We start from the raw sequence: 19757 nt of genomic DNA, 5'->3' as shown, positions 1-19757 counted from the left end.
CTTACTTCTGCTGCCTCAGCTGGGCCCTGGCTTCCTGCAGCGCGTTCGCGGCGTCACGGCCGTCCCGGCGCGCCTTTTCGTACCTGCTCCCGGCGCTGGCCAGGGCACGCTCGGCCTTGCTGAGGTCTGCCGCGGCCTGGTCCCGACGGGTCCGGGCGGCGTCTCGTTCGGCACGCCGGGCGGACAGCACGCTGTCGGCCTGCGCGGCCGTCCGCTCCGCGGCGGCTACCGCTGCCGTCAACTTTTCGCGCCGGGCGGCCTCGACTTTTTGGTCGCGCTGCGACGTCTTGGCCGGCCGGGACGGTTTGTCCGCCGGCGCGGTCCGTTGGGTGGCCGCTGACACCGCCGCGCTGTCGCCGAAGTCGCCGAAGCCCGACCAACGTTCTGCCTTGACCAGGCGCCCGAGCCGCGCCCGCACGTCGGGGTCGGCGATCGCAGCTTGCAGGGTGCCCGCAACGTCGTCGCGCGCCGCCGCCGACGGGTTTCTCACCTCGGCGGCATCGAATGCGGCGTCGGTGAGTTCGGTGACCAGGTGGTGTTGGCGGGCCGAAAGCTCCCGGATCTGCACGCCGTCCAGCGCGGCGTGCGCAGTGCGCAGACTCTCACCCAGCTCAGCCAGGCTGGCCCGTGCCTGACGACGCCCGAGCACCAATCGATTGACGATCCACGCCGCTGTGGTGGGTTTGCGGGCCGCTGAGATCCGTTTGGCCGCATCGGTATCGCCGCGCTGTTTGGCCGCCGCGGATAGCTTCCTCCGCTCGGCAGTGAACTGATCCGGCGGAATCCAGTACAGGGCATCGAGCTCGTCGTCGGCCATGACGTCATAGTCTCTCGCGGTGGGGTGAGCTATCCAACGGTTTGAAGCCACCGTCGGCGGCTACGTAGTTCGGTGATGAAAGCCAACAATCTCGCCCACCGACGGCGCCACATCGTGCTGGCCGTGCTCGTCGTCCTCGGGCTGCTCGGCGCCGCGGCGTGCCACTCACCCGGCGGCGCATCCACTGCGACCGGTCCGGCGCGGGTGACAGTCACGCCGAGTCCGGACGCACGTGATGTCCAGCCGACGGCCCCGGTGCAGGTCAAAGCTGACACCGGGACCCTGGTCGAGGTGCGTATGGTCAACGACGCCGGCAAACCGATCGACGGCGTCCTGACACCGGACAGCACGGTGTGGAAACCGACCGGTCCGCTGGGCTACGCCCACACCTACACCCTCGACGTCACCAGCCGCGGAACCAATGGGGTTGAGAGTAAGCAGGTTTCGTCGTTCGCCACGGTGCGCCCGTCCAACCAGACCAAGGTGTCGTTCACCATGACGTCGGAGGCGGCGTTGCGCGAAGGCGGCACCTATGGAGTCGGAACGGTGGTCGTCGCGCACTTCGACGAGCAGATCACCGATCGGGCCGCCGCCGAACGCCAACTGGTTGTCACCACCGATCCCGCCGTGCCGGGATCCTGGTATTGGGTCGACGCCCACAACGCGCACTGGCGCCCGGAGCATTACTACGCGCCGGGCACCACCGTGACCGCCGAAGCCAGGATTTACGGTATTGCGCTGGGCGGCGGCATGTTCGGGCAAGAGGACAGCCGAGTGTCCTTTCGCATCGGCGATGCGCACGTCTCCATCGCCGACGACGCGACCAAGCTCATCAGCGTCTTCGACAACGGGAAACTGGTCCGGACCATGCCCACTTCCATGGGTATGGGCGGCACCGAGACCGTCGGCGGACGGACCTTGACTTTCTGGACACCGCCGGGTGTCTACACCGTGCTCGACCGGGGAAACCCGGTGGTGATGGATTCGTCGACCTTCGGGTTGCCGAAGAATTCCCGGCTCGGTTACCGCGAGATCATCAACTACGCCACCCGAATCAGCATCGACGGCATTTATCTGCATCAGCTCGATTCGACGGTATGGGCCCAGGGCCATACCGATACCTCGCACGGCTGCTTGAATCTCAACGGCGAGAACGCCAAATGGTTTTACGACTTCTCCGTGCCGGGTGACGTCGTCGAGGTGCACAACACCGGCGGTGCGGCGCTGAAGATCGAGCAGAACGGCGATTGGACGCTCAGCTGGGAGGAGTGGCGCAAAGGTAGCGCGCTGCCGCGCTCCTAGCCCGTTCGGGGCCGTTTACCGGATGTGCACGTGCACGTCCAGCGGCTCCGGCAACTCGTAGGCGCCCAGCATCTGTTCACGGACATATCCGGCCAGCGTGTCGCGTCCGCCGTCGGCCACCTCGAAGAGCAGGTCGTCGCCGATCTGCAACAGCATTCGCGACGTCAGCCGGGCGGCAGTGAGCACCTGGTCGATGCCGATCATCGCCAGCTTGAGGATGTCGGCCGCGCTGCCCTCCACAGCCATGGCGACCGCGTCCCGCTCCGCCGCGCGGCGCAGCCGGTTGTTTCCGCTGTCCAGGTCGGGCAGGTAGCGCCGGCGTCCCAGCAGGGTGGACGCATATCCCACGCGCCGGGCGTCTGCGACGAGTTCGCGTTCGCCACCTCCGCCGCTGAGGTACGCCGACAGCCGCGTCTCGAGCTGACGGTAGCTCGCGGTCATCACCTGGTAGCCGTCAGCCGCCACCACCGCAGCGCGCAACTGCGCACCGATCGCATCGTCGTGCAGATTCGGTTTCGATGACGACAGCCGGCCGGTGACGGTGCCGGTCTGCTGCAGGGTGGCGTGGGTGCGTCCGTCCGGCGCATGCGATTTCAGCAGGTCGGTACCGGCGAGCAGGGCGTGGTCCAGCGCGATGCCCGTCGACTCCAGCCGTGCCAGCACCCGGGCCACCGGTAGCTCCACCCGGCCCAGTAGTGACGACGCGTCGATACGGGCCAGTTCCTCGTCCAGCACGTCGGCGAGGTCGAGGACCGCGCAGGTCCGCAGCATCAGCGCCTGGATCGCGGACCGGTCCTCGGCAGCTGAAAGTAATTGCCAGTCAACAGCTTCCGCCGGCAGTGCGCACCGCATGTGGCGCACCAGCAAGTCGTTGAGATCCAACCGCCGCTGCTCGGGGCGCGCTAGATGAGCCGCCAACAACGTATCCGAGGTCACCCCGCGCAGTGTCCAGCCGCAACCGGCCAGCGCATGCAACGTCGACTTCACGTCGTGCACCGCCTTGGGTGGGCCCGGGTCGGCCAGCCACGACGCCAGCGCCGCCTCGTCGTCCGGGTTCAGCGCGGCAATGTCGATATGCCGGCCGTCGCCGTCGGCCGCCACCACCGCCAGGGCGGTCGCGGGGCCGGCAGCACCGTTTGCGCCGACGACGGCCAGGCCGAACCGATTGCCCAGGCTGTGCTCAGCCAGCCACGGGGCGAGTTCACCGGCACGCAGTGCCCGCCCGCGAACGTCGAAACCACTCGGCACGTTCACTCCCCGGTCCAGGTCTGTTCGGCGACCCGGTAGAAGTTGCCGCCCAGCACGGCAGCGATGTCGGCGTCGGGCCAGCCGCGATCGCTCAGATGCTGACCGAGGGTGAGCAGGGTTTCCGGCGGCATCCACTGGATCGGTCCCCAGCGGGTGTAGCTGTCGTCGAAAAGGGCTGGATTGCGCCGTATTTCGTCGACGAAGTCGTCGTGGTCGAACGAGAAGTCGCTGCTGACACCGACGTGATCGACGCCGATCAGATCGACGGCGTATTCGAGATGGCGGGTCATGGCTTCCAGCGTTGGAGTGTTGGGCCCCAGGGAAATTCCCACGCCGGTGATGCCGACGACACCTCCGGTGGCGGCGCAGGCACGGGCCTGTTCATCGGTGATGTTGCGGGGATGGTCCCACACCGCGCGCAGGCACGAATGGCTGTACACCACCGGCCGGGTGGAAACCTCGCACATGTCCAGACCGGTACGGGTGCTGCAGTGTGACCCGTCGGCCACGATGCCGACGCGGTTCATTTCGGCGACGATGTCGGCGCCCCACCGGGTCAGGCCGGTGTCGTCGGCGTCCAGACATCCGCTGCCTGCCCGGTTGGCGTGGTTGTAGGTCGGCAACAGCGTGCGCAGCCCCAGTTCGGCGAGGGTGGCCAGGTTGCTCAAGTCGTCGTCCAACGGCGCGGAGTCTTCCAGGTCGAACACCACGGCAATCTGGCCGGACCCGGTGATCGCGGCGACATCGTCAGTGCCCGTGGCCAATTGCAGCTCCGGGTGGTCCCGGACCGCGGCTCGAAAGTGCTTCAGCAGCGCCATGGTGTCGGCGAAGGACTGCGGTGAATAGCCCACATTGACCGACAAAAGGGCCCCGCTCTCCCGCCGATAGCGGGTCAGCGGCTCAATGTCGGCGGTGAGTAGCAGGGGCAGACATGTGTGTTGATCCCACAGCACGGTCGCCATGACACCCATGGTGCACGATCAGGCCCAGCGCATCGGTGTCACCGACCGGGTCGCCCGACCCGCCAGCTGCTCGAAATCATGGATCAGCAGGCTCTTGCTCTCGATGGAGACCCACCCGTAATCGGCGAATTCCAATAGGACCTTGTTGGCCGTCTCGCGGGACGTCCCGGCGAGCTGGGCGATCTCCTCCTGGGACAGGCCGTGATCGACCCGCCACGCCGTACCCACGCGGACACCGAATCGCTTTGTCAGCAAGACCAATTGCTGGGCGACCCGGCCGGGGACGTCGTTGAAGATCAGTTCCGAGACGATGTCGTTGGTACGACGAATCCGGCGCGCCAACAACCGCAGCAGTTGGTCGGCGACCTCCGGGCGCTCGTCGACCCAGGCCCGCAGGATGTCGCCGTCCATGACCGCTGCCCGGACCCGGGTGAGGGCCACCGCGGTGGATGAGCGCGGCGCCGGATCGAAAACCGAGAGTTCGCCAAGCATGTCGGACGGGCCCAGCAGGGTGATCAGCGTCTCGCGGCCGTCGCGGCCCCTACAGCCGATCTTCACCTTGCCTTCGGCGATGATGTACAGGCAGTCACCTGCCTGTCCCTCGACGAAGATCGTCTGCCTGCGCGCGAACGTCACCCACCGCAGCGATTTGGTGACTTCGGCAAGCAATCCGCGGGCGACACCGTGGAAGACTCCGGCGCGCGCCACCACGTCGTCCAGGCCCAGCTCGTTCACCAGACTCAGCCCCTCGCGCCTCGATACGCGTCGATATCTACCACGCGATGCGCACCAAATCCTACATCACGACTAGACGATCTGTCTGATTTGTCCAATCTGGTGTGCCCGACACGCATTTCGATTGCACCCCAACGGGTATGGATTTTCCTACCACCGCCGTCGGGACCGGTTGTCGTTCCCGGCACCGGAGATCCGTAGGCTGCATGCAGGCTTTGCCAGGGACACGACGGAGGTTGCATGGCCGATTCGAAGGCTGGACAGATCCCCATCGTCGACTATCTGGTGCTCGACGACGGCGAACCCCACCTCGTCGCGCGGGAATGCGCCAACTGCGGCGCCCGCTTCTTCGACCGGCGCAACGCGTGCGCGGGTTGTTTCCGGACGGACTTCACCACCGTCCCGGTGGCGACCGAAGGCACCGTGCGCACCTTCACCATCGTCACGTTCGCCGCACCCGGGATACCCACCCCGTTCGTCGCCGCGGTCGTCGACTGCGACGGCACTCAGGTCCGGGCCAATCTCATCAATGTCGAACCTGATCCCGAGCACGTGCGCGACGGGATGAAGGTGCGGCTGACCACCTACCCGCTCGGTACCGACTCGGAAGGCACCGAGGCGATCGGCTTCGGGTTCGAGCCGGCCGCCTGACCTGATCACCGAAGAAGGAGCAGCGACGATGGCCGCCAGCGACGACATCTGGATCCTCGGGATCACGATGACCAAGTTCGGCAAGCACCCGGATCTGGACACCGTCGACCTAGCCGCCGAAGCGGCCACCGGAGCGCTCGCCGACGCCGGGCTGACCATGGCCGACATCGGTGTCATCGCCGCGGGCAACCTGATGGCGGCCAACGCCGGGATCGGTCAGCAGTTGCAGAAACAGATCGGCCAGACCGGCATCCCGGTGTACAACGTGGCCAATGCGTGCGCGACCGGCGCCACCGCGCTGCGCACCGCGATCATGGCTGTCAAAGCCGGCGAGGTCACCTACGGCATGGCCGTCGGCGTGGAGAAACTGTCCGGCGCGGGGCTACTCGGCGGGGGCGGCACGAAGAAGTCCGACGCCGACGTGTGGGCGCCCAAGGGGCGTTACGGTGCGGTCGCGCCGGTCGACGGACGGATCGGCACCGAGGCCATGCCCGGTGTCTTCGCCCAGATCGGCACCGAATACGGCCACAAGTACGGCGGCACCAGCTTTGAATTGTTCGCCAAGATCAGCGAGAAGAACCACGCGCACTCGACGCTGAACCCACTGGCCGCCTACCAGAAACGGTTCACCCTCGAGCAGATCATGAACGACGTGATGATCGCCTACCCGAATACGCGGGCGATGTGCTCGGCAAACTGCGACGGCGCCGCGGCCGCCATCGTGTGCAACGGCACGACACTGATAACACTGTCCCTGGAACAGCGCCGCCGGGCGGTGAAGGTGTCGGCATCGGTGCTGACCACCGACCCGTTCGAAGAGGGGTGCCAGGTGCTCCCGAACGTCAACACGCTGACCCGCAACGCCGCGGCCACCGCCTACGACGAGGCGGGCATCGGCCCGGCCGATTTGGACCTGGTCGAGTTGCACGACTGCTTCGCCACCGCCGAGCTGGTGCACTACGACAATCTGATGTTGTGCGAAGAGGGCGGCGCCGCCGACTTCTTCAACAGCGGCGCCACCTGGCGTGACGGCGCGACGCCGGTCAATGTGTCGGGCGGACTGCAGTCCAAGGGCCACCCCATCGCCGCGACCGGCATCGCCAACATCTGGGAGGTCTGCCACCACCTGCGCGGCGAGGCCGGCGACCGTCAGATCGACAACGCCAAGGTGGGGCTCGCCCACGTGATCGGCCTGGGCTCCGCGTGCGGCGTCCATGTGTTGGAGAAGTCGGCGGTCTGAAACATCATCCCGACGCCAGTTGGGTAACCAGATATCGCGACACGCGTGTGTCCCGACGCTCAATTCCGTACCGACGACGAAAGACGCGAAAACATGCAGGCAGCGGTGACCCCCGAAGCGGAGCACGCGATCACCGAGATCGCCCAGCGTCACGGCCTTTCCCGCGAAGCGGTGCTGGCCATGCTGTTCGCCATCCACACCGGGGGCGGCACGATGGCCCAGTTCTCCATCCCCGAACTCGGCGGCTCCGGCCAATGGATGCGGGGTGGGATGACGATGGTGGGCAACATGTTCGACAACGCGCTCAAAGCCCGGGTCGACGCGCTGTGCAACGAATTGTCCCAGCTGATCACCACGACCACCGTGTTCCGCGGGTCGGGTTCGCAATCCCAGTCGCAATCCCAGGGCGCCGGGTTCCAGACCAGCTTCACCTCGTCCAATTGGTGGCCCGCGGACCTGGGGGTACCGAGTTCGACCGGCGGGCAGAACGACGCGCGCTACGCCGTCTTTCCCAACACCCGTCGGCTGGCGATGCAGATCAACGGTGTGACAAAGGTTTTCGACACCGGTGAGCACCAGATCAACGGGGTGCAACAACAGCAGGGCGGTGGATACGGTTCGGTGCACTTCACCAGCCAGTTCGGCACCTTCGACGTGTCGAGTCTGCGTGAGCTCGGTGCGCAGCAGGTGGCAGAAACCCCCGCCGCTGCCCCCGCCCCGCAGTCCCACCCCCCGGCGGCGCCACCATCACCGGCCCACGCCGCGCCCGGGGGTTCCGACGATTCCGCGAGCATTGTCGCCGCCATCGAGTCGCTGGCCGGGCTGCATCAGCGCGGGATCCTGTCCGACGAGGAGTTCGCGGCGAAGAAAGCCGAGCTGCTCGGACGCCTTTGAGCAGCGCGGCCAGCACGCCGAGCGCCGGAATAGGCCGGGCGGGAGGCCGCGTTTGAACCCGCATGAAGAAGTTCTCCGAGACCGAGCGTCAGCAATTCCTCGCCGACAAGCATGTCGCTGTGCTGTCCGTCGACGCCGCCGACGGCCGCCCGCCCGCCAGCGCTCCGATCTGGTATGACTACACCCCCGGAGGAGACATCCGGATCACCACCGGCCCCACGACTCGCAAAGCCAGATTGATCGAGCGAACCGGTGCGGTGACGCTGGTGGTGCAGCGCGAGGAGCCGCCGTACCAGTACGTGGTGGTGGAAGGCACCGTCGTGGACACCACCTCGCCCGCCCCGGCAGCGGCGCAGCTGGAGATCGCCGTCCGCTACCTGGGCGAGGAAGGTGGGCGTGCCTTCGCTCGTTCCCTGGAAGGTGAAGAGACCGTGCTGTTCACCATCCGGCCTGACCGCTGGCTCACCGCCGATTTCTCCGATGAGCAGTAACCGCCGGATCTGCCTCGCGCGCAATACAGTTCGGCCCCCGTCGGTGTGAGAAGACGGCGCCCGGGTATACCAGCGCCGTGAACGCATCCGCGCGGGCGAGCGCCGGCCACGACGCATGAGTGGACGTCCCGAGCCTGTTCCCGACGACCTGCGCCGCGTGGCGGACGCGCACGGCGTGGCCACCAGTTACCGCAACGAGCGCCGCGAACCCGTCGACGTCGACGCCGACGTCGTCATCCGGGTGTTGGGGCTGCTGGACATCGAGGCCGGAACCGCAGCCGACCGGCGGCGCGAATTGGCCAGGCTCGCCGCACTCGACGAGCGGGGCGCGCCGGCGCCCACCATCGCGATGCGTCTCACCGGCCGGTCGCATCCGCTGCCCGGCGCGGTATTGCTGGAAGCCGAAGACGGTGCGCAGACCGCGGTGCGCGACGAACTGCCCGCCGAGCTGCAGCCGGGCTGGTATCGGCTGCGCACCCGGGACGGCCAGCAGGTGACCGTGGTGGCAGCACCTCCCGAGGTGCCCGCGGCCCCGGCCACCTGGGGATGGATGCTGCAGCTCTACGGGCTGCGCTCGGCTCGCTCGTGGGGCATCGGAGATCTCGCGGACCTGCGTGAGTTCCTCCGGTGGACCGCCACCGAACACGGTGCCGGCGCCGTGCTGCTCAACCCGCTGCACGCGCCGGGCCCGACACACCCGGTGCAGCCCTCCCCGTACACCCCGTCGAGCCGCCGGTTCGCCAACCCGCTGGCGCTGTGCATCGAGGATCTCGGCGCGTACCGGCGCGCTGACCCGGACACCCGTGCGGAGGTGGACGCGCTGCGGGTGTCGGCGAGCATCCCGCGGATCGACCACGATCTGGTGTGGGCGGCCAAACGGGCTGCGCTGGAGTTGTTGTGGCGTTCCGAAGGACGGCCGGCTCCGCGCCAGGACACACCGCCGGGCCTGATCGACTGGGCCACTTACTGTGCGTTGGCCGAACGGCACGGCGGCCGGTGGAGCCGGTGGCCCGCGCCGCTGCGGGACGTTCGAAGCCAGGCGGTCAGCGCGGCGCGCCGGGAGCTGGCGCCGCGGGTCGCCTTTCACACCTGGGTGCAGCAGCGATGTGCGGAGCAACTGACCGCGGTGCGGCAGTCGGCCCGCGAGGCGGGCATGGCGCTGGGTGTGCTGCACGACCTCGCGGTGGGCGTCGACCCCGAAGGCGCCGATGCGTGGGCGCTGGCCAATGTCCTGGCCACCGGGGTGAGCGTCGGCGCGCCACCGGACAATTTCACCCCCCGCGGCCAGGACTGGGGGTTGCCCCCGTGGCGACCCGACCGGCTGGCCGCTACCGGTTACCAACCGATGCGGGAGATGGTGCGCGCTGTGCTCGCCCATGCTGACGGGCTGCGGATCGACCACGTGGCCGGGCTGTGGCGACTGTGGTGGATCCCGCCCGGCGACAGCCCCGACCGCGGCACCTACGTGCATTACGACGCCGACGTGATGCTGGCCGTGCTGGCTCTGGAAGCGCACCGCGCCGGGGCCACCGTGGTGGGCGAGGACCTGGGCACCGTCGAACCCGAGGTCACCGAAGCGCTGGCCGCCAACGGGATGTTGGGCTGTGCGGTGTCCTGGTTCACCCGTGACCAGTCCGCGCCGGACGAGCCGTTGCTGCCGGCGGCGCGCTGGCCGACGCGGGCGGCCGCCACCATCTCCACGCACGACCTGCCGACAGCGGCCGGTTTCCTCAGCGCCGAGCATGTGCGGGCGCGCGCTGATCTGGGTCTGCTCGACGACGTCCCCGCCGAGCAGGCCAACGCCGCGAAGGAACGCGCCGAATGGTTGGCGCTGCTGCGTTCCGAAGGGCTGCTCGACGACGCGACCGAGCCGGACGAGAACGCGATCATCGTGGCGATGCACCGCTTCCTGGCCTCGACCCCGAGCCGGTTGAAGTTGATCTCGCCCTACGACGTCCTGGGCGAGACCCGCCAGCCCAACCTGCCGGGCACTGTCGATGAGTATCCGAACTGGCGGCTACCGCTGCCGCAGACCTTGGAGCAGTTGCGTGACGACGGACGGGTCGCCGAAACGACGGCCCTGTTCGGCGCGGGCCGCACTCAGGCGTGACGTAGCACCAGCAACTCGCCGGTCAGGGTCCCGTCGCCGAGCAGCCGGCCAATTCTGGAACTCTGGCGTTCGGCCAGTTCCCAGGCCTCGGTGTGGCCGTAGCGTTCGGCGAGCGTGTCGGTGACGGTGTCCACCTGCTCGTTCCACGTCTCCGGGATCGGCGGCAACTCTGCGGTCCCCAGCCGTTGCTGCACGCGTAGCGCGGACCGGTGCACCAGGTCGTCGAGTTCGTCGACAGTCGGAAAATGGTTGCCGGCAAGGTAATCCGGCGGCAGCGTGTCGTGAGCGAGGAAGACGAGCAACCCGACGCGGCCCGGTGGCCGGACGATGCGACGCAGTTCGGTGAGCAACCCCAGCTGATCGGACATGGTGCACAACACGCCCAGCGACCAGGCGGCGTCGAAACTGGCGTCCGCTACCGGCAACTTGTCGCCGGCGGCACACAGCACTGGGTGGCTGAACAAAAGCTTCGCCGCGCGGCACGCGCCCGCCTCCGGCTCGACCAGAACGGGCTGCACCGAACGTGCTTGTGCCGCATAGGCGGCGGGGCCTCCGACGCCGGCTCCCGAGTCCAGCAACCGAGTACCCGAGGTCAGCCCCATCTGCTCGATCAGCCAGTCCAGGGCCGCCGGACTGCCACTACCCCGACATCCCGCCGGCACGTAGTGGTCCGGTCCCAAGTCGAGGGCCACTTGTGCCGTCCACTCCGCGATCGTGTCGAATTCGGCCTCCATCGCCTCGGTCACCGGACACCCTCCCGAATCCGCCGTCCAACTTCGGCCTTGATCTGCGCACCGACGCGGGCCCCGGACGATGACGCCAGCCCCGACACGTTCACGCCCTCGACACCCTCGATGGCCAGCAGCGCGTGCGCCTCGTCGACCGCCGCGGAAATGCCCGCGGCCACCGGGTCCGGCGCGTCCAGCACCTGTCTGGCCACAACCGGGTCGAGTTCGAGGCCGGGCAACCCCTCCAGGACGGCCGCCGACACACTGTCGGTGAACACCGCGACGGCGGCAATGACCGGGATCGACAACCCCGCTGCCCGCGCCGCCGCCATGAACTCGGCGATCATGTCCGGGGCGGGCACATGGTTGAGCACCGCCAGGCTGGCTCCGGCACGTTGCTTCTCGACCAGCCGTCGGGGCCGGGCGGCCACCGGCGGGGCCGTCGGCGTTTCCGGCACCGCCGCGACCATCCCGACCGAGGCGGCCAGGGCGACCAGGCGCGGCCCGTCGAGATCGAAGGTCTGGGTGACGTCCGGGCGCACGTCGTAACCACGTCCGTCACCGGTTACGCAGAGCACGGTGTCGACACCGACGCTGCGCAGCCCCCGGAGTTCCTGCTCGAGAACCACGCGGTTGCGATCCCGGCAGGACAGGGTGATCAGCGGCACGACGCCGGCGTCGAGCAGCATCGCCCCCATCAACGTGGGGGGGAAATCCGGTTTGTTCTGGTGCTCGCCGACCAGGACGGCGTCACAGGCGGGTCCCAGGATCGCGGCCGTGGCGGCGATGTCGTCGCGATCGAACGGTGTAGCGCTGAAATCGGTCAGCACCAGCGGAACGCGCGCAGCAACTGTGCTGGGCGAGGGCCCAGCCCAGGGCACCACATCGTCGAACGCGCAGGCTCCGGCGCGCATCTCGCACTGGCCGTCCGGCCGCACGCCCCCGCAGGGCCCGAACGTCATCCGTTTCGGACATCCGGCGAACGTCGACATCGTCGGCCCTTTCGGCGGCAAGCAGTGATCGGTGAACGCAGGGGCGGATACCCCGTGACCCGCCGGGGCAAGCACCGCGTCAGCCGCGGGCGGGCGGCCTTGGTTGCGGCGTCAGTACCGGCGTCACCAGTTCGCCGGTGTCCAGGAAGCTCTCGAGGTTACGGATCGCCAGCAGCGCCATGGCCGTGCGGGTGCGCGCCGTGGCGCTGCCAATGTGGGGAAACAACACCACGTTGTCCAGGTCGAGCAGCGCGGCGGGCACGGTGGGCTCGTCGGTGAAAACATCCAACCCGGCTCCGGCCACACCGCCGACGGTGATCAGCTCCACCAACGCATCCTGGTCGACCACGCTGCCCCGGGCGATGTTGACCAGGTACCCCTCGGGACCGAGCGCCTCGAGGACGTTGCGGTCCACGAGGTTTCGCGTATTGCGGCCACCTGTCGTGGCAACGACCAGGACATCGACCGACCGGGCCAGTTCCACCGGCGACTCGGCATATCGATACGGCGACCCCTCGATCCGGTGCCGGTTGTGATAGGCGATCACGCAGTCGAATCCGCGCAACCGGGCCGCGATGGCCGCACCGATGCGGCCCAGCCCCAGGATGCCGACCTGCAGCCCGGTGACATCCCTGGCATAGGGGAACTGACGTCCGTCGGCCCACTGGCCCGCCCGCACGAACCGGTCGGCGGCGCCGAACCGGCGCAGTGACATCAAAATCAGTCCCACCGCCGTATCGGCGACCGTATCGGACAGCACATCAGGGGTGTTGCTGACGCCGACACCCAGCCGCTGCGCCGCGTCCAGATCGATGGAGTCCACCCCTGCGCCGTTGTTCACGATGGCCTGCAGGCGGGGCAACGCCGCCATGGTGTCTGCGTCCACGCCCGGGGGCCCGGAGGTCACCACGACGCGGAACTCGGGGCCGTGCTCGGCCAGGTATGCGGCGCGGTGCGGTCCCGCCGGCAGCCTGGACAGCTGGTAACGGCAATCCAACTCGTCCTGGAAGGTCGGTTCGAGTCCGCCGATCTGCAGGACCTCGCCCAACTTGCGCACTGTCACCGATCAGCGGTGTGCGCGCAACTGATACAACCCGCGGGTGGTGGCAACCACCGTGCCGGCGGCGTCGGTGACGACCGCTTCCAGCGTGTAGTCGGCCTTGCCCTGCGCGGCAGCCTCGGCTTCCACCCGCGCGATGGTCTCATCGTCCATGGTTGCCTCGGCGCGGAGCTCGCTGGTAGCCCGACCGACGAAAGCGATGTCGACGTTTTTCACCAGCGGGTAGAACCTGCCGGCATCGAACGTCGCCAACGCGATGATGCCGCCCAGGATTTCGGCGACAGTGAACTGGACACCGGCGTAGACGACACCGAAATGGTTTCCGTTGCCCTCGGCCGGCACCGCGGCCGCGGCAAAGCCGCGCCGGGCCTCCAGCACGCGCACCCCCATCCGGGCGGCGATCGGGATGGTCGATTCCATTCCGGCGTTCATCATTTCGACGACGGTGTCAGCCATGCCGTCGATCGTCGCACATCCTGCGGCTGGGCCGATCAACACAGCTGATGATGATGACACCGGTTGCCGCCGAGGCGCTTGGCCTGATACATCGCGGCGTCCGAGGCAGAGATCAGCCGCTCGAGCAGCGCTTGGTGGTCGCCCGGAGCGGTGTGGTCCAACAGGGCACACGCCGTGCCGATGCTGGCGGTGACCCCGGCCGTCGATCCACCGATGGCCTTGCACAGCTGGGCGGCCAGCGTCTCGGCGTTGCACTGGGCCGCAGTTCCGGCGACCAGGAATTCCTCGCCGCCGCTGCGCGCCACCACCGCCTGGTCTTCGGCAGCGGCCAGCAACACCTGGGCAACCTGGACCAGCGCATTGTCGCCGGCGGCGTGACCGCGCCGGTCGTTGAGGCTCTTGAAGTTGTCGAGGTCGATCAGCAGCACCACCAGATGTTCATCGATGCCCCGACGGGCCAGCATCATGCCCAGGGCGTTGTGCTGGAACGCACGGCGGTTGAGCAAGCCGGTCAGCGGGTCACGGTCGGCGCGCAGCAAGTCACCCGCCAGAGCGCGCACCAGGATGCCGATGGCCAGCGGCAAGGCGATATTGACCTCCAGCACCAGCCACAAATCGACCCCGGCCAGAGAAGGATGCCCCGACCCGGCCAGCCGCGCCGCTTCGTATACCCCCACCCCCGCCGCGACCACGAAGTTGTACAACACGAACGCCGTGGTGTGGAAGAACGCGATGTAGGCACCGAACGTGGCGAAGGCAATGCAGCCGATCAGCGCCGGCAGCGGATTGGGGTGGGCGAGGCATGCCAGCGCGACCGCGGTATTGCAGGTCACCGCAAACGCGATCGACAGGATCCGGGTCGGCCAACGCCAGATCCACAACAGTGCCCCGGCCACCCCACCGATCACCGCGATCCAGGTCATGGCGACCGGCCCGGCTCCGCGCGGACCGTCCGGGCCCCATAACAGGGCGAACAGGCACAGCACCATCGACGACGCGATGAACGCCATCAGGGCGCGGGTCGCACCACTGAGTCCGCGCACCGCCAAGTAGCCGGATAACCAGTCGAACTGATCGCCGCGACGCCATCTGCTGGACGTCGCAGTCCCCGTTGAACCCTTAATCGCTTCCACCGAAATCGAAGTTGATCCGCGGCCCCCAACTGACGCCGCCGAAAAGATTACCGCGATTCCCGCGGCGATCGGGTGAGTACGAATCGGACGCTGCGGCGGTAGGGACTACGCGTCGTGGTGCGGACGGGCGAGGTAATCCAGGCACACCGTGGTGCCTTCGGGACGAATCTTGATGGTGCACTGCTCGGTCAGGGCGTGCATCAAGATGATGCCGCGCGACGCCCGAGCGTCGTTGCGTGGCCGCAGCGTGGGCTTGCGCCACGTGCCGTGGTCGCTGACGCAAATGCGCAGGGACCGTGCGGCTCGGTCGTAACTGACCTGCAGTTTCATCGGACCCACCGCATCATGGGCGCGGTAGGCGTGCTCGACGCAGTTGGCCAGGGCTTCGTTCACACTCAGCACGATGTCGTCGACTTCTGCCGGTTCGTCAACCAAGTCCTGCAACCATCTCTGCAAATCGCGGCGCAGCCTGCCTGCGGTGGTCGCATCGGCGGCACCGGCAGAACTCATTTCAATGACCTGGCGGGGATCCGCCGCTACCAATGAGTTCATAAGGGGGACATACCCGCTCGGTCGCGAGCCTGAAACCCCGCGGCGAGTATCGCGTCGGCCACAAAAAGGTGTCCTTACAGCGGGGCGATGCGATCACACCACGGGTTCGCCTGCTCCAGCTGGGCGGCCAGCCTGATCAGCAGCGACTCCCCGCCCAGCGGCGCCACGAACTGCACCCCCAGCGGCAGGCCGCCGGAAGTCCAGTGCAGCGGCAGCGAAATAGCCGGTCGGCCAGTGAGATTCGCCAGCTGGGTGTAGGGGACCCAACCGAGATTCTTGTCCACCATGTCGTCGACGATGTTGGTGTATCGAAGCAGACGTGCGACACGGGTCTTGATCAGGCCGTCGGCGGCGTGCTGCAACGCGACGGGCAGGTCGAACTCCCCGATCGTCGGGGGTGGGGTCGCCAGCGTGGGCGTCAGCAACAGGTCGTACGACTCGAAGTAGGTGCTCAGCCGGCGGGTGTGCTGGTGGCGGCGTTCGATCGCGTCGACGTAATCGACGCTTTTGGTGGCCCGGCCGAGCGCGGCCATGATCAGGGTGTCGCGCTCGAACGAGGCATCGCCGGCACCGGTGTGGCGCTTGGCCTGGTCGACGTCGCAGGCCAGGTGGACGAACCAGGCCAGCAGGAAGTCGCGGGCCAGGGCGGCGTCGTCGTACGGCGCTGCGGACAGTTCGTCGACATGGTGTCCGAGGTCGGTGAGGCTACGCACGGTGGCCTCCACCGCCGCGAAGGCTTCCCGGTGCGGTTCGGGATTGATCGCCGACGGCACCCGCACCCCGATCCGTAGTGCGCCGGGGTCCTGTCCCACGGCGGACAAGTACGGCGAATCGGGTACCGCGGGCAGATACGGACCCGACGATTCGCCCCCGCAGATGACGTCCAGCATGGCCGCGGTGTCGCGCACCGTCCGGGACACGACGCCTTGCACGGCGGCGCCGTGCTGGGCCTCACCCGTCGCCGGGCCCATCGGCGTCAACCCGCGGCCCGGTTTCAGGCCCACCAAGCCACAGCAGGCGGCCGGGATTCGCGTCGACCCGCCGCCGTCGTTGGCGCCTGCGCAGGGCACGATGCCCGCTGCGACCGCGGCGGCCGACCCGCCCGAGGAACCGCCCGGCGTGTGATGCAGGTTCCACGGGTTTCGCGCCGGCCCCCACGCCTGCGATTCGGTGATCGCCTTCGCGCCGAACTCCGGCAGGTTGGTCTTGCCGAAGATGACCAACCCCGCGTCGATCCAGCGCTGGACGACGGTTGCGTGTTCGGCCGCCGGCGTCGACATCCAGGCGCGGGATCCCTGGGACGTCGGCAACCCGGCGTAGTCCTGCGCGATGTCCTTGATCAGGAACGGGACGCCGGCGAACGCGCCCCCGGCATCGTCGACGGGTTGCGCCGGCACATCCCGCACGATCGCGTTGATCCGCGGGTTGACCGCGGCGGCGCGCTCCCTGGCCAGGGTCAACAGCTCGGAAGCGGTCACCTGTTTGTCGGCGACGAGCTTCGCCAGGCCGGTGGCGTCATAGCTGCGGTACTCGTCGAAGTTCATGGTTCGACCGTAAATGTGGCGCCCGTCGCTACTTCCTGCGGGTTTCGCCGAGTCGGTTTCGGGCGATCCTGCCGGCAAGCATGTGCCGGCACCTAGGAGGTTTCGCGTGGATCAGCACCCCGACGACCACTCAGCACCGGTGCCGAAGGACGCCAGGGAGTCCACCGAAGAACAACGTGAAGTGGAAGAGCAACTGGAGCATGCGGGCGACGACCCCGACGCCCCGGGTGCGCAGCAGTCCGCGGATCAGCTCGCTGACGAGAGCAGGCGCTGACCGGACTCGCCGGCGGAACTACGCCTGCGTCAGCTCCGCATACCGGGCGATGTGTTGGTCGGTGGTGCCGAATTCGTACTGAATTGCGGTGAGCCGCTTGAAGTAGTGGCCGATCGCCAGCTCTTCGGTCATCCCCATGCCGCCGTGCAGCTGCACGGCCTGCTGGCCGATGAACCGCGCAGCGCGGCCGATGGTCGCCTTGGCCGCCGATACCGCACGGGCGCGGATCGCCTCGTCTTCGTCGAGTTTGAGGATCGCCAGGTATACCGCGGCGACGGATTGCTCGAGTTCCATGTGCATGTCGACCATGCGGTGTTGCAGCACCTGGAAACTGCCGATCGGCTGACCGAACTGCTGACGTTGCTTGGAATATTCCACGGTGTCCGCCAAAACTTTTCGCATACAGCCGACCGCCTCGGCGCAGATTGCCGCCGCTCCTTCATCGCGCGCCCGGCTCAGCGATGACCACGCCTGGCCCGGTTCGCCGAGCAGCGCCTCCGGCCCCAGCCGCACCTTGTCGAACGCGATGTCGGCGGCGCGGCGGTCGTCGATGGTGCGATAGGGATGCACTTCGATACCGGACGCGTCGACCTCGGTGACAAACAGCGAGAGCCCGTTGGCGTTTGGCGTGCCGGCGGTGACCAGCAGGTGCGTGGCCAGCGGCGCTCCCACGACCATCAGTTTGCGGCCGGTCAACACCCAGCCGTCGCCGTCGGGTTCGGCCGTGGTCGACACGTCCTGCCATCGATCGCCGGACGCCGGTTCGGCGGCCGCCAACGCCACCACGGCCTTGCCGTCGGAGATCTTTTCCAGCAGCGCACGGGCCAGCGGTCCGCCGGCGCGGTGCAACAGCCCGCCGGCCACGACGACGGTGTCGACGTAAGGTTCGACGACCAGCGCCTGACCGAGTTGCTCGGCGATGATCATGAGTTCCACTGGGCCGCCGCCGATCCCGCCGACGTCTTCGGGCAGCGTCGCGCCCAGGATGCCCAACTCTGTGGCGAAGCCTCGCCAGATGTCCGGCTGCCAGCCGACGCCGGTCTTGGCCGCGGCGCGACTCTTGTCGAGGTCGTAACGGACGGAAAGGAACTTCGCCAGGCCGTCGCGCAGCAGCTCTTGTTCTTCGGTCAAATTGAAGTCCATCTATAACCCCAATGCCGCTTTGGCCAGAATATTTCGCTGGATTTCGTTGCTGCCGGCGTAAATTGAGCCGGCCCGGTCATTGAAGTAACGCAACGGCGCCACCGCCTGCCACGGCTCGCCCGAGGCGTATCCGTCGGCGGGCGCCGTGAATTCCGCGACCCGCCCCCCGGGTGCGGTCACGTGTGGCTGATAGGCCCGTCCCCACGGCCCGGCCGCCTCCAACGCGAGTTCGGTCAGGGTCTGGCTGAGTTCGGTACCCAGGATCTTCAGCATCGACGATGCCGCGCCCGGATTGCGCCCCTGCGCCACCGCGGCGAGTACCCGATATTCGAGAATCTCCAGGACCTCAGCGCGGATTCGGGCGTCGGCCAACTTCCGGGTGAAACCCGGATCGCCGGCCAGCGTTCCGCCACCCGGACCGGGTTGGCTCTTGGCCGCCGCGCCGATCTCCTCGGCCATCACTTGCAGGCCCGGCGCCACCGCGCCGCCACCCCGCTCGAATTCCAGCAGATACTTGGCCACCGTCCAGCCCTGGTCGATCTCGCCGAGGACGTTGGCCTTGGGCACCCGCACCTCGTCGAAGAACACCTGGTTCTGCACTTCTTCACCCGAGGTCATCACCAGCGGCCGGATCTCGATGCCCGGTGCGGTCATCTCGATCAGCACAAACGTGATGCCCTGCTGCTTCTTCTGCGCACGCGAGGTGCGCACCAGGGCGAACATCCAATTCGCCTCGCTGGCATGGGTGGTCCAGATCTTGCTGCCGGTGCACACCAGGTCGTCACCGTCGGGCACGGCCGCCATCGACAGCGCCGCCAGGTCCGACCCGGCCTCCGGCTCGGAGTACCCCTGGCAGAAGAACACCTCGCCGGTCAGGATCCGCGGGAGGAAATAGTCTTTCTGCGCGTCGGTGCCGTACCGGATGATCGCGTGCGCCACCATCCGGATGCCCATCGGCGACAGCGAGGGCGCACCGGCCAGCATCGATTCCCGGGTGAAGATGTAGTGCTGGGTCAGGCTCCAATCACAGCCGCCGTACTGCACCGGCCAGGCCGGCGCCGCCCAGCCGCGTTCGTGCAGGATCGCCTGCCAGGCCATGCTGGCCTCGTGATCGGCATAGACGCTGGTCATGAGTTGCCCGGCGCGTCGCAATTCGGGAGTGAGCTTCTCGTGGAGGAACTGCCGGACCTCGTCCTGGAAGTCCAGCTCGTCCTGTGACCACTGCAAATCCATCAGTACCGGCCTCGGCGTCGTGTCGGCGAATCGTCGGCGCGAGTCTAGCTTCAGCCGGCGCCCTTACCGTTGTCGACCCGGTAGACCGCACCGTGGATGACCGCGGCGTCGTCGCTGGCCAGGAAGGCGATCACGGAGGCGACGTCGCGGGGTCCCCGAGGATCTTTCGTCGTTCGCGGCTGCGGCAAACCG

The 19757-nt window shown here is 67.9% G+C and carries 19 protein-coding genes and 2 pseudogenes; 7 read left to right on the top strand and 14 right to left on the bottom strand.

The window, feature by feature from the left end:
* Position 1 precedes the first annotated feature (1 nt).
* Positions 2-817, bottom strand: coding sequence for a hypothetical protein (locus tag ACZYZ9_RS11550; RefSeq protein ID WP_463826381.1), 816 nt, complete (start codon positions 815-817; stop codon positions 2-4).
* Between the two features lie 75 nt (positions 818-892).
* Here ACZYZ9_RS11550 and ACZYZ9_RS11545 point away from each other — a divergent pair, with 75 nt between their 5' ends.
* Positions 893-2119 (top strand): L,D-transpeptidase, encoded by a 1227-nt coding sequence (locus ACZYZ9_RS11545; RefSeq protein ID WP_463826380.1) that lies wholly within the window; start codon positions 893-895, stop codon positions 2117-2119.
* Positions 2120-2134: 15 nt separating this feature from the next.
* On the opposite strand, the pseudogene ACZYZ9_RS11540 reads toward ACZYZ9_RS11545, so the two are convergent.
* The 3 genes and pseudogenes from ACZYZ9_RS11540 to ACZYZ9_RS11530 all read right to left on the bottom strand — a co-directional run.
* Positions 2135-3367, bottom strand: a pseudogene (locus ACZYZ9_RS11540) (DNA polymerase); the annotation flags it as partial.
* Positions 3368-3369: 2 nt separating this feature from the next.
* On the bottom strand, positions 3370-4329 hold the full coding sequence (locus ACZYZ9_RS11535; RefSeq protein WP_463826379.1) for a dipeptidase: 960 nt from the start codon (positions 4327-4329) through the stop codon (positions 3370-3372).
* A gap of 18 nt (positions 4330-4347) precedes the next feature.
* Positions 4348-5049: a Crp/Fnr family transcriptional regulator gene (locus ACZYZ9_RS11530; protein WP_463826440.1), complete on the bottom strand. Its 702-nt coding sequence runs from the start codon at positions 5047-5049 to the stop codon at positions 4348-4350.
* A gap of 255 nt (positions 5050-5304) precedes the next feature.
* On the opposite strand from ACZYZ9_RS11530, the gene ACZYZ9_RS11525 reads away from it, so the two are divergent.
* The 5 genes from ACZYZ9_RS11525 (at position 5305) to malQ (ending at position 10450) form a co-directional block, all read left to right on the top strand.
* On the top strand, positions 5305-5715 hold the full coding sequence (locus tag ACZYZ9_RS11525; protein WP_463826378.1) for a Zn-ribbon domain-containing OB-fold protein: 411 nt from the start codon (positions 5305-5307) through the stop codon (positions 5713-5715).
* A 28-nt stretch (positions 5716-5743) separates the two neighbouring features.
* Positions 5744-6955: a thiolase family protein gene (locus ACZYZ9_RS11520; protein ID WP_463826377.1), complete on the top strand. Its 1212-nt coding sequence runs from the start codon at positions 5744-5746 to the stop codon at positions 6953-6955.
* Positions 6956-7048: 93 nt separating this feature from the next.
* Positions 7049-7849 (top strand): SHOCT domain-containing protein, encoded by an 801-nt coding sequence (locus ACZYZ9_RS11515; RefSeq protein WP_463826376.1) that lies wholly within the window; start codon positions 7049-7051, stop codon positions 7847-7849.
* 62 nt (positions 7850-7911) lie between these two features.
* Positions 7912-8340: a pyridoxamine 5'-phosphate oxidase family protein gene (locus ACZYZ9_RS11510; RefSeq protein ID WP_463826375.1), complete on the top strand. Its 429-nt coding sequence runs from the start codon at positions 7912-7914 to the stop codon at positions 8338-8340.
* Positions 8341-8455: 115 nt separating this feature from the next.
* Positions 8456-10450: a 4-alpha-glucanotransferase gene (gene malQ / locus ACZYZ9_RS11505; RefSeq protein ID WP_463826374.1), complete on the top strand. Its 1995-nt coding sequence runs from the start codon at positions 8456-8458 to the stop codon at positions 10448-10450.
* Here the strand turns inward: malQ and ACZYZ9_RS11500 are convergent.
* The 7 genes from ACZYZ9_RS11500 to ACZYZ9_RS11470 all read right to left on the bottom strand — a co-directional run bounded on the left by ACZYZ9_RS11500 (position 10441) and on the right by ACZYZ9_RS11470 (position 16915).
* On the bottom strand, positions 10441-11196 hold the full coding sequence (locus tag ACZYZ9_RS11500) for a class I SAM-dependent methyltransferase (protein WP_463826373.1): 756 nt from the start codon (positions 11194-11196) through the stop codon (positions 10441-10443). The two genes, malQ and ACZYZ9_RS11500, sit on opposite strands and share 10 nt — an antisense overlap.
* On the bottom strand, positions 11193-12170 hold the full coding sequence (locus tag ACZYZ9_RS11495) for a methylenetetrahydrofolate reductase (protein ID WP_463826372.1): 978 nt from the start codon (positions 12168-12170) through the stop codon (positions 11193-11195). Before ACZYZ9_RS11495 ends, ACZYZ9_RS11500 begins: the two co-directional genes overlap by 4 nt.
* A 79-nt stretch (positions 12171-12249) precedes the next feature.
* Positions 12250-13233 (bottom strand): 2-hydroxyacid dehydrogenase, encoded by a 984-nt coding sequence (locus ACZYZ9_RS11490; RefSeq protein ID WP_463826371.1) that lies wholly within the window; start codon positions 13231-13233, stop codon positions 12250-12252.
* A gap of 3 nt (positions 13234-13236) precedes the next feature.
* Positions 13237-13686: a YiiD C-terminal domain-containing protein gene (locus ACZYZ9_RS11485; protein ID WP_463826370.1), complete on the bottom strand. Its 450-nt coding sequence runs from the start codon at positions 13684-13686 to the stop codon at positions 13237-13239.
* 35 nt (positions 13687-13721) lie between these two features.
* Positions 13722-14729 carry a GGDEF domain-containing protein gene (locus tag ACZYZ9_RS11480; RefSeq protein ID WP_463826369.1) on the bottom strand — a complete coding sequence of 336 codons (1008 nt, stop codon included), beginning with the start codon at positions 14727-14729 and terminating at the stop codon, positions 13722-13724.
* Between the two features lie 195 nt (positions 14730-14924).
* On the bottom strand, positions 14925-15335 hold the full coding sequence (locus tag ACZYZ9_RS11475; protein WP_463826439.1) for an ATP-binding protein: 411 nt from the start codon (positions 15333-15335) through the stop codon (positions 14925-14927).
* A 110-nt stretch (positions 15336-15445) separates the two neighbouring features.
* Positions 15446-16915 (bottom strand): amidase, encoded by a 1470-nt coding sequence (locus tag ACZYZ9_RS11470; protein ID WP_463826368.1) that lies wholly within the window; start codon positions 16913-16915, stop codon positions 15446-15448.
* Between the two features lie 106 nt (positions 16916-17021).
* On the opposite strand from ACZYZ9_RS11470, the gene ACZYZ9_RS11465 reads away from it, so the two are divergent.
* Positions 17022-17189, top strand: coding sequence for a hypothetical protein (locus ACZYZ9_RS11465; protein ID WP_463826367.1), 168 nt, complete (start codon positions 17022-17024; stop codon positions 17187-17189).
* Between the two features lie 18 nt (positions 17190-17207).
* Here ACZYZ9_RS11465 and ACZYZ9_RS11460 read toward each other — a convergent pair whose 3' ends face one another.
* The 3 genes and pseudogenes from ACZYZ9_RS11460 to ACZYZ9_RS11450 all read right to left on the bottom strand — a co-directional run.
* Positions 17208-18332 carry an acyl-CoA dehydrogenase family protein gene (locus ACZYZ9_RS11460; protein ID WP_463826366.1) on the bottom strand — a complete coding sequence of 375 codons (1125 nt, stop codon included), beginning with the start codon at positions 18330-18332 and terminating at the stop codon, positions 17208-17210.
* A complete protein-coding gene (locus tag ACZYZ9_RS11455) occupies positions 18333-19565 on the bottom strand; it encodes an acyl-CoA dehydrogenase family protein (protein ID WP_463826365.1) in 1233 nt (410 codons plus the stop codon).
* 50 nt (positions 19566-19615) lie between these two features.
* A pseudogene (locus tag ACZYZ9_RS11450) lies at positions 19616-19735 on the bottom strand (SDR family NAD(P)-dependent oxidoreductase); the annotation flags it as partial.
* Between the last annotated feature and the right edge of the window lie 22 nt (positions 19736-19757).

This window comes from Mycobacterium sp. IDUB_28 (genome assembly GCF_055419285.1).
This window is presented reverse-complemented; position numbering and strand designations above follow the sequence as displayed.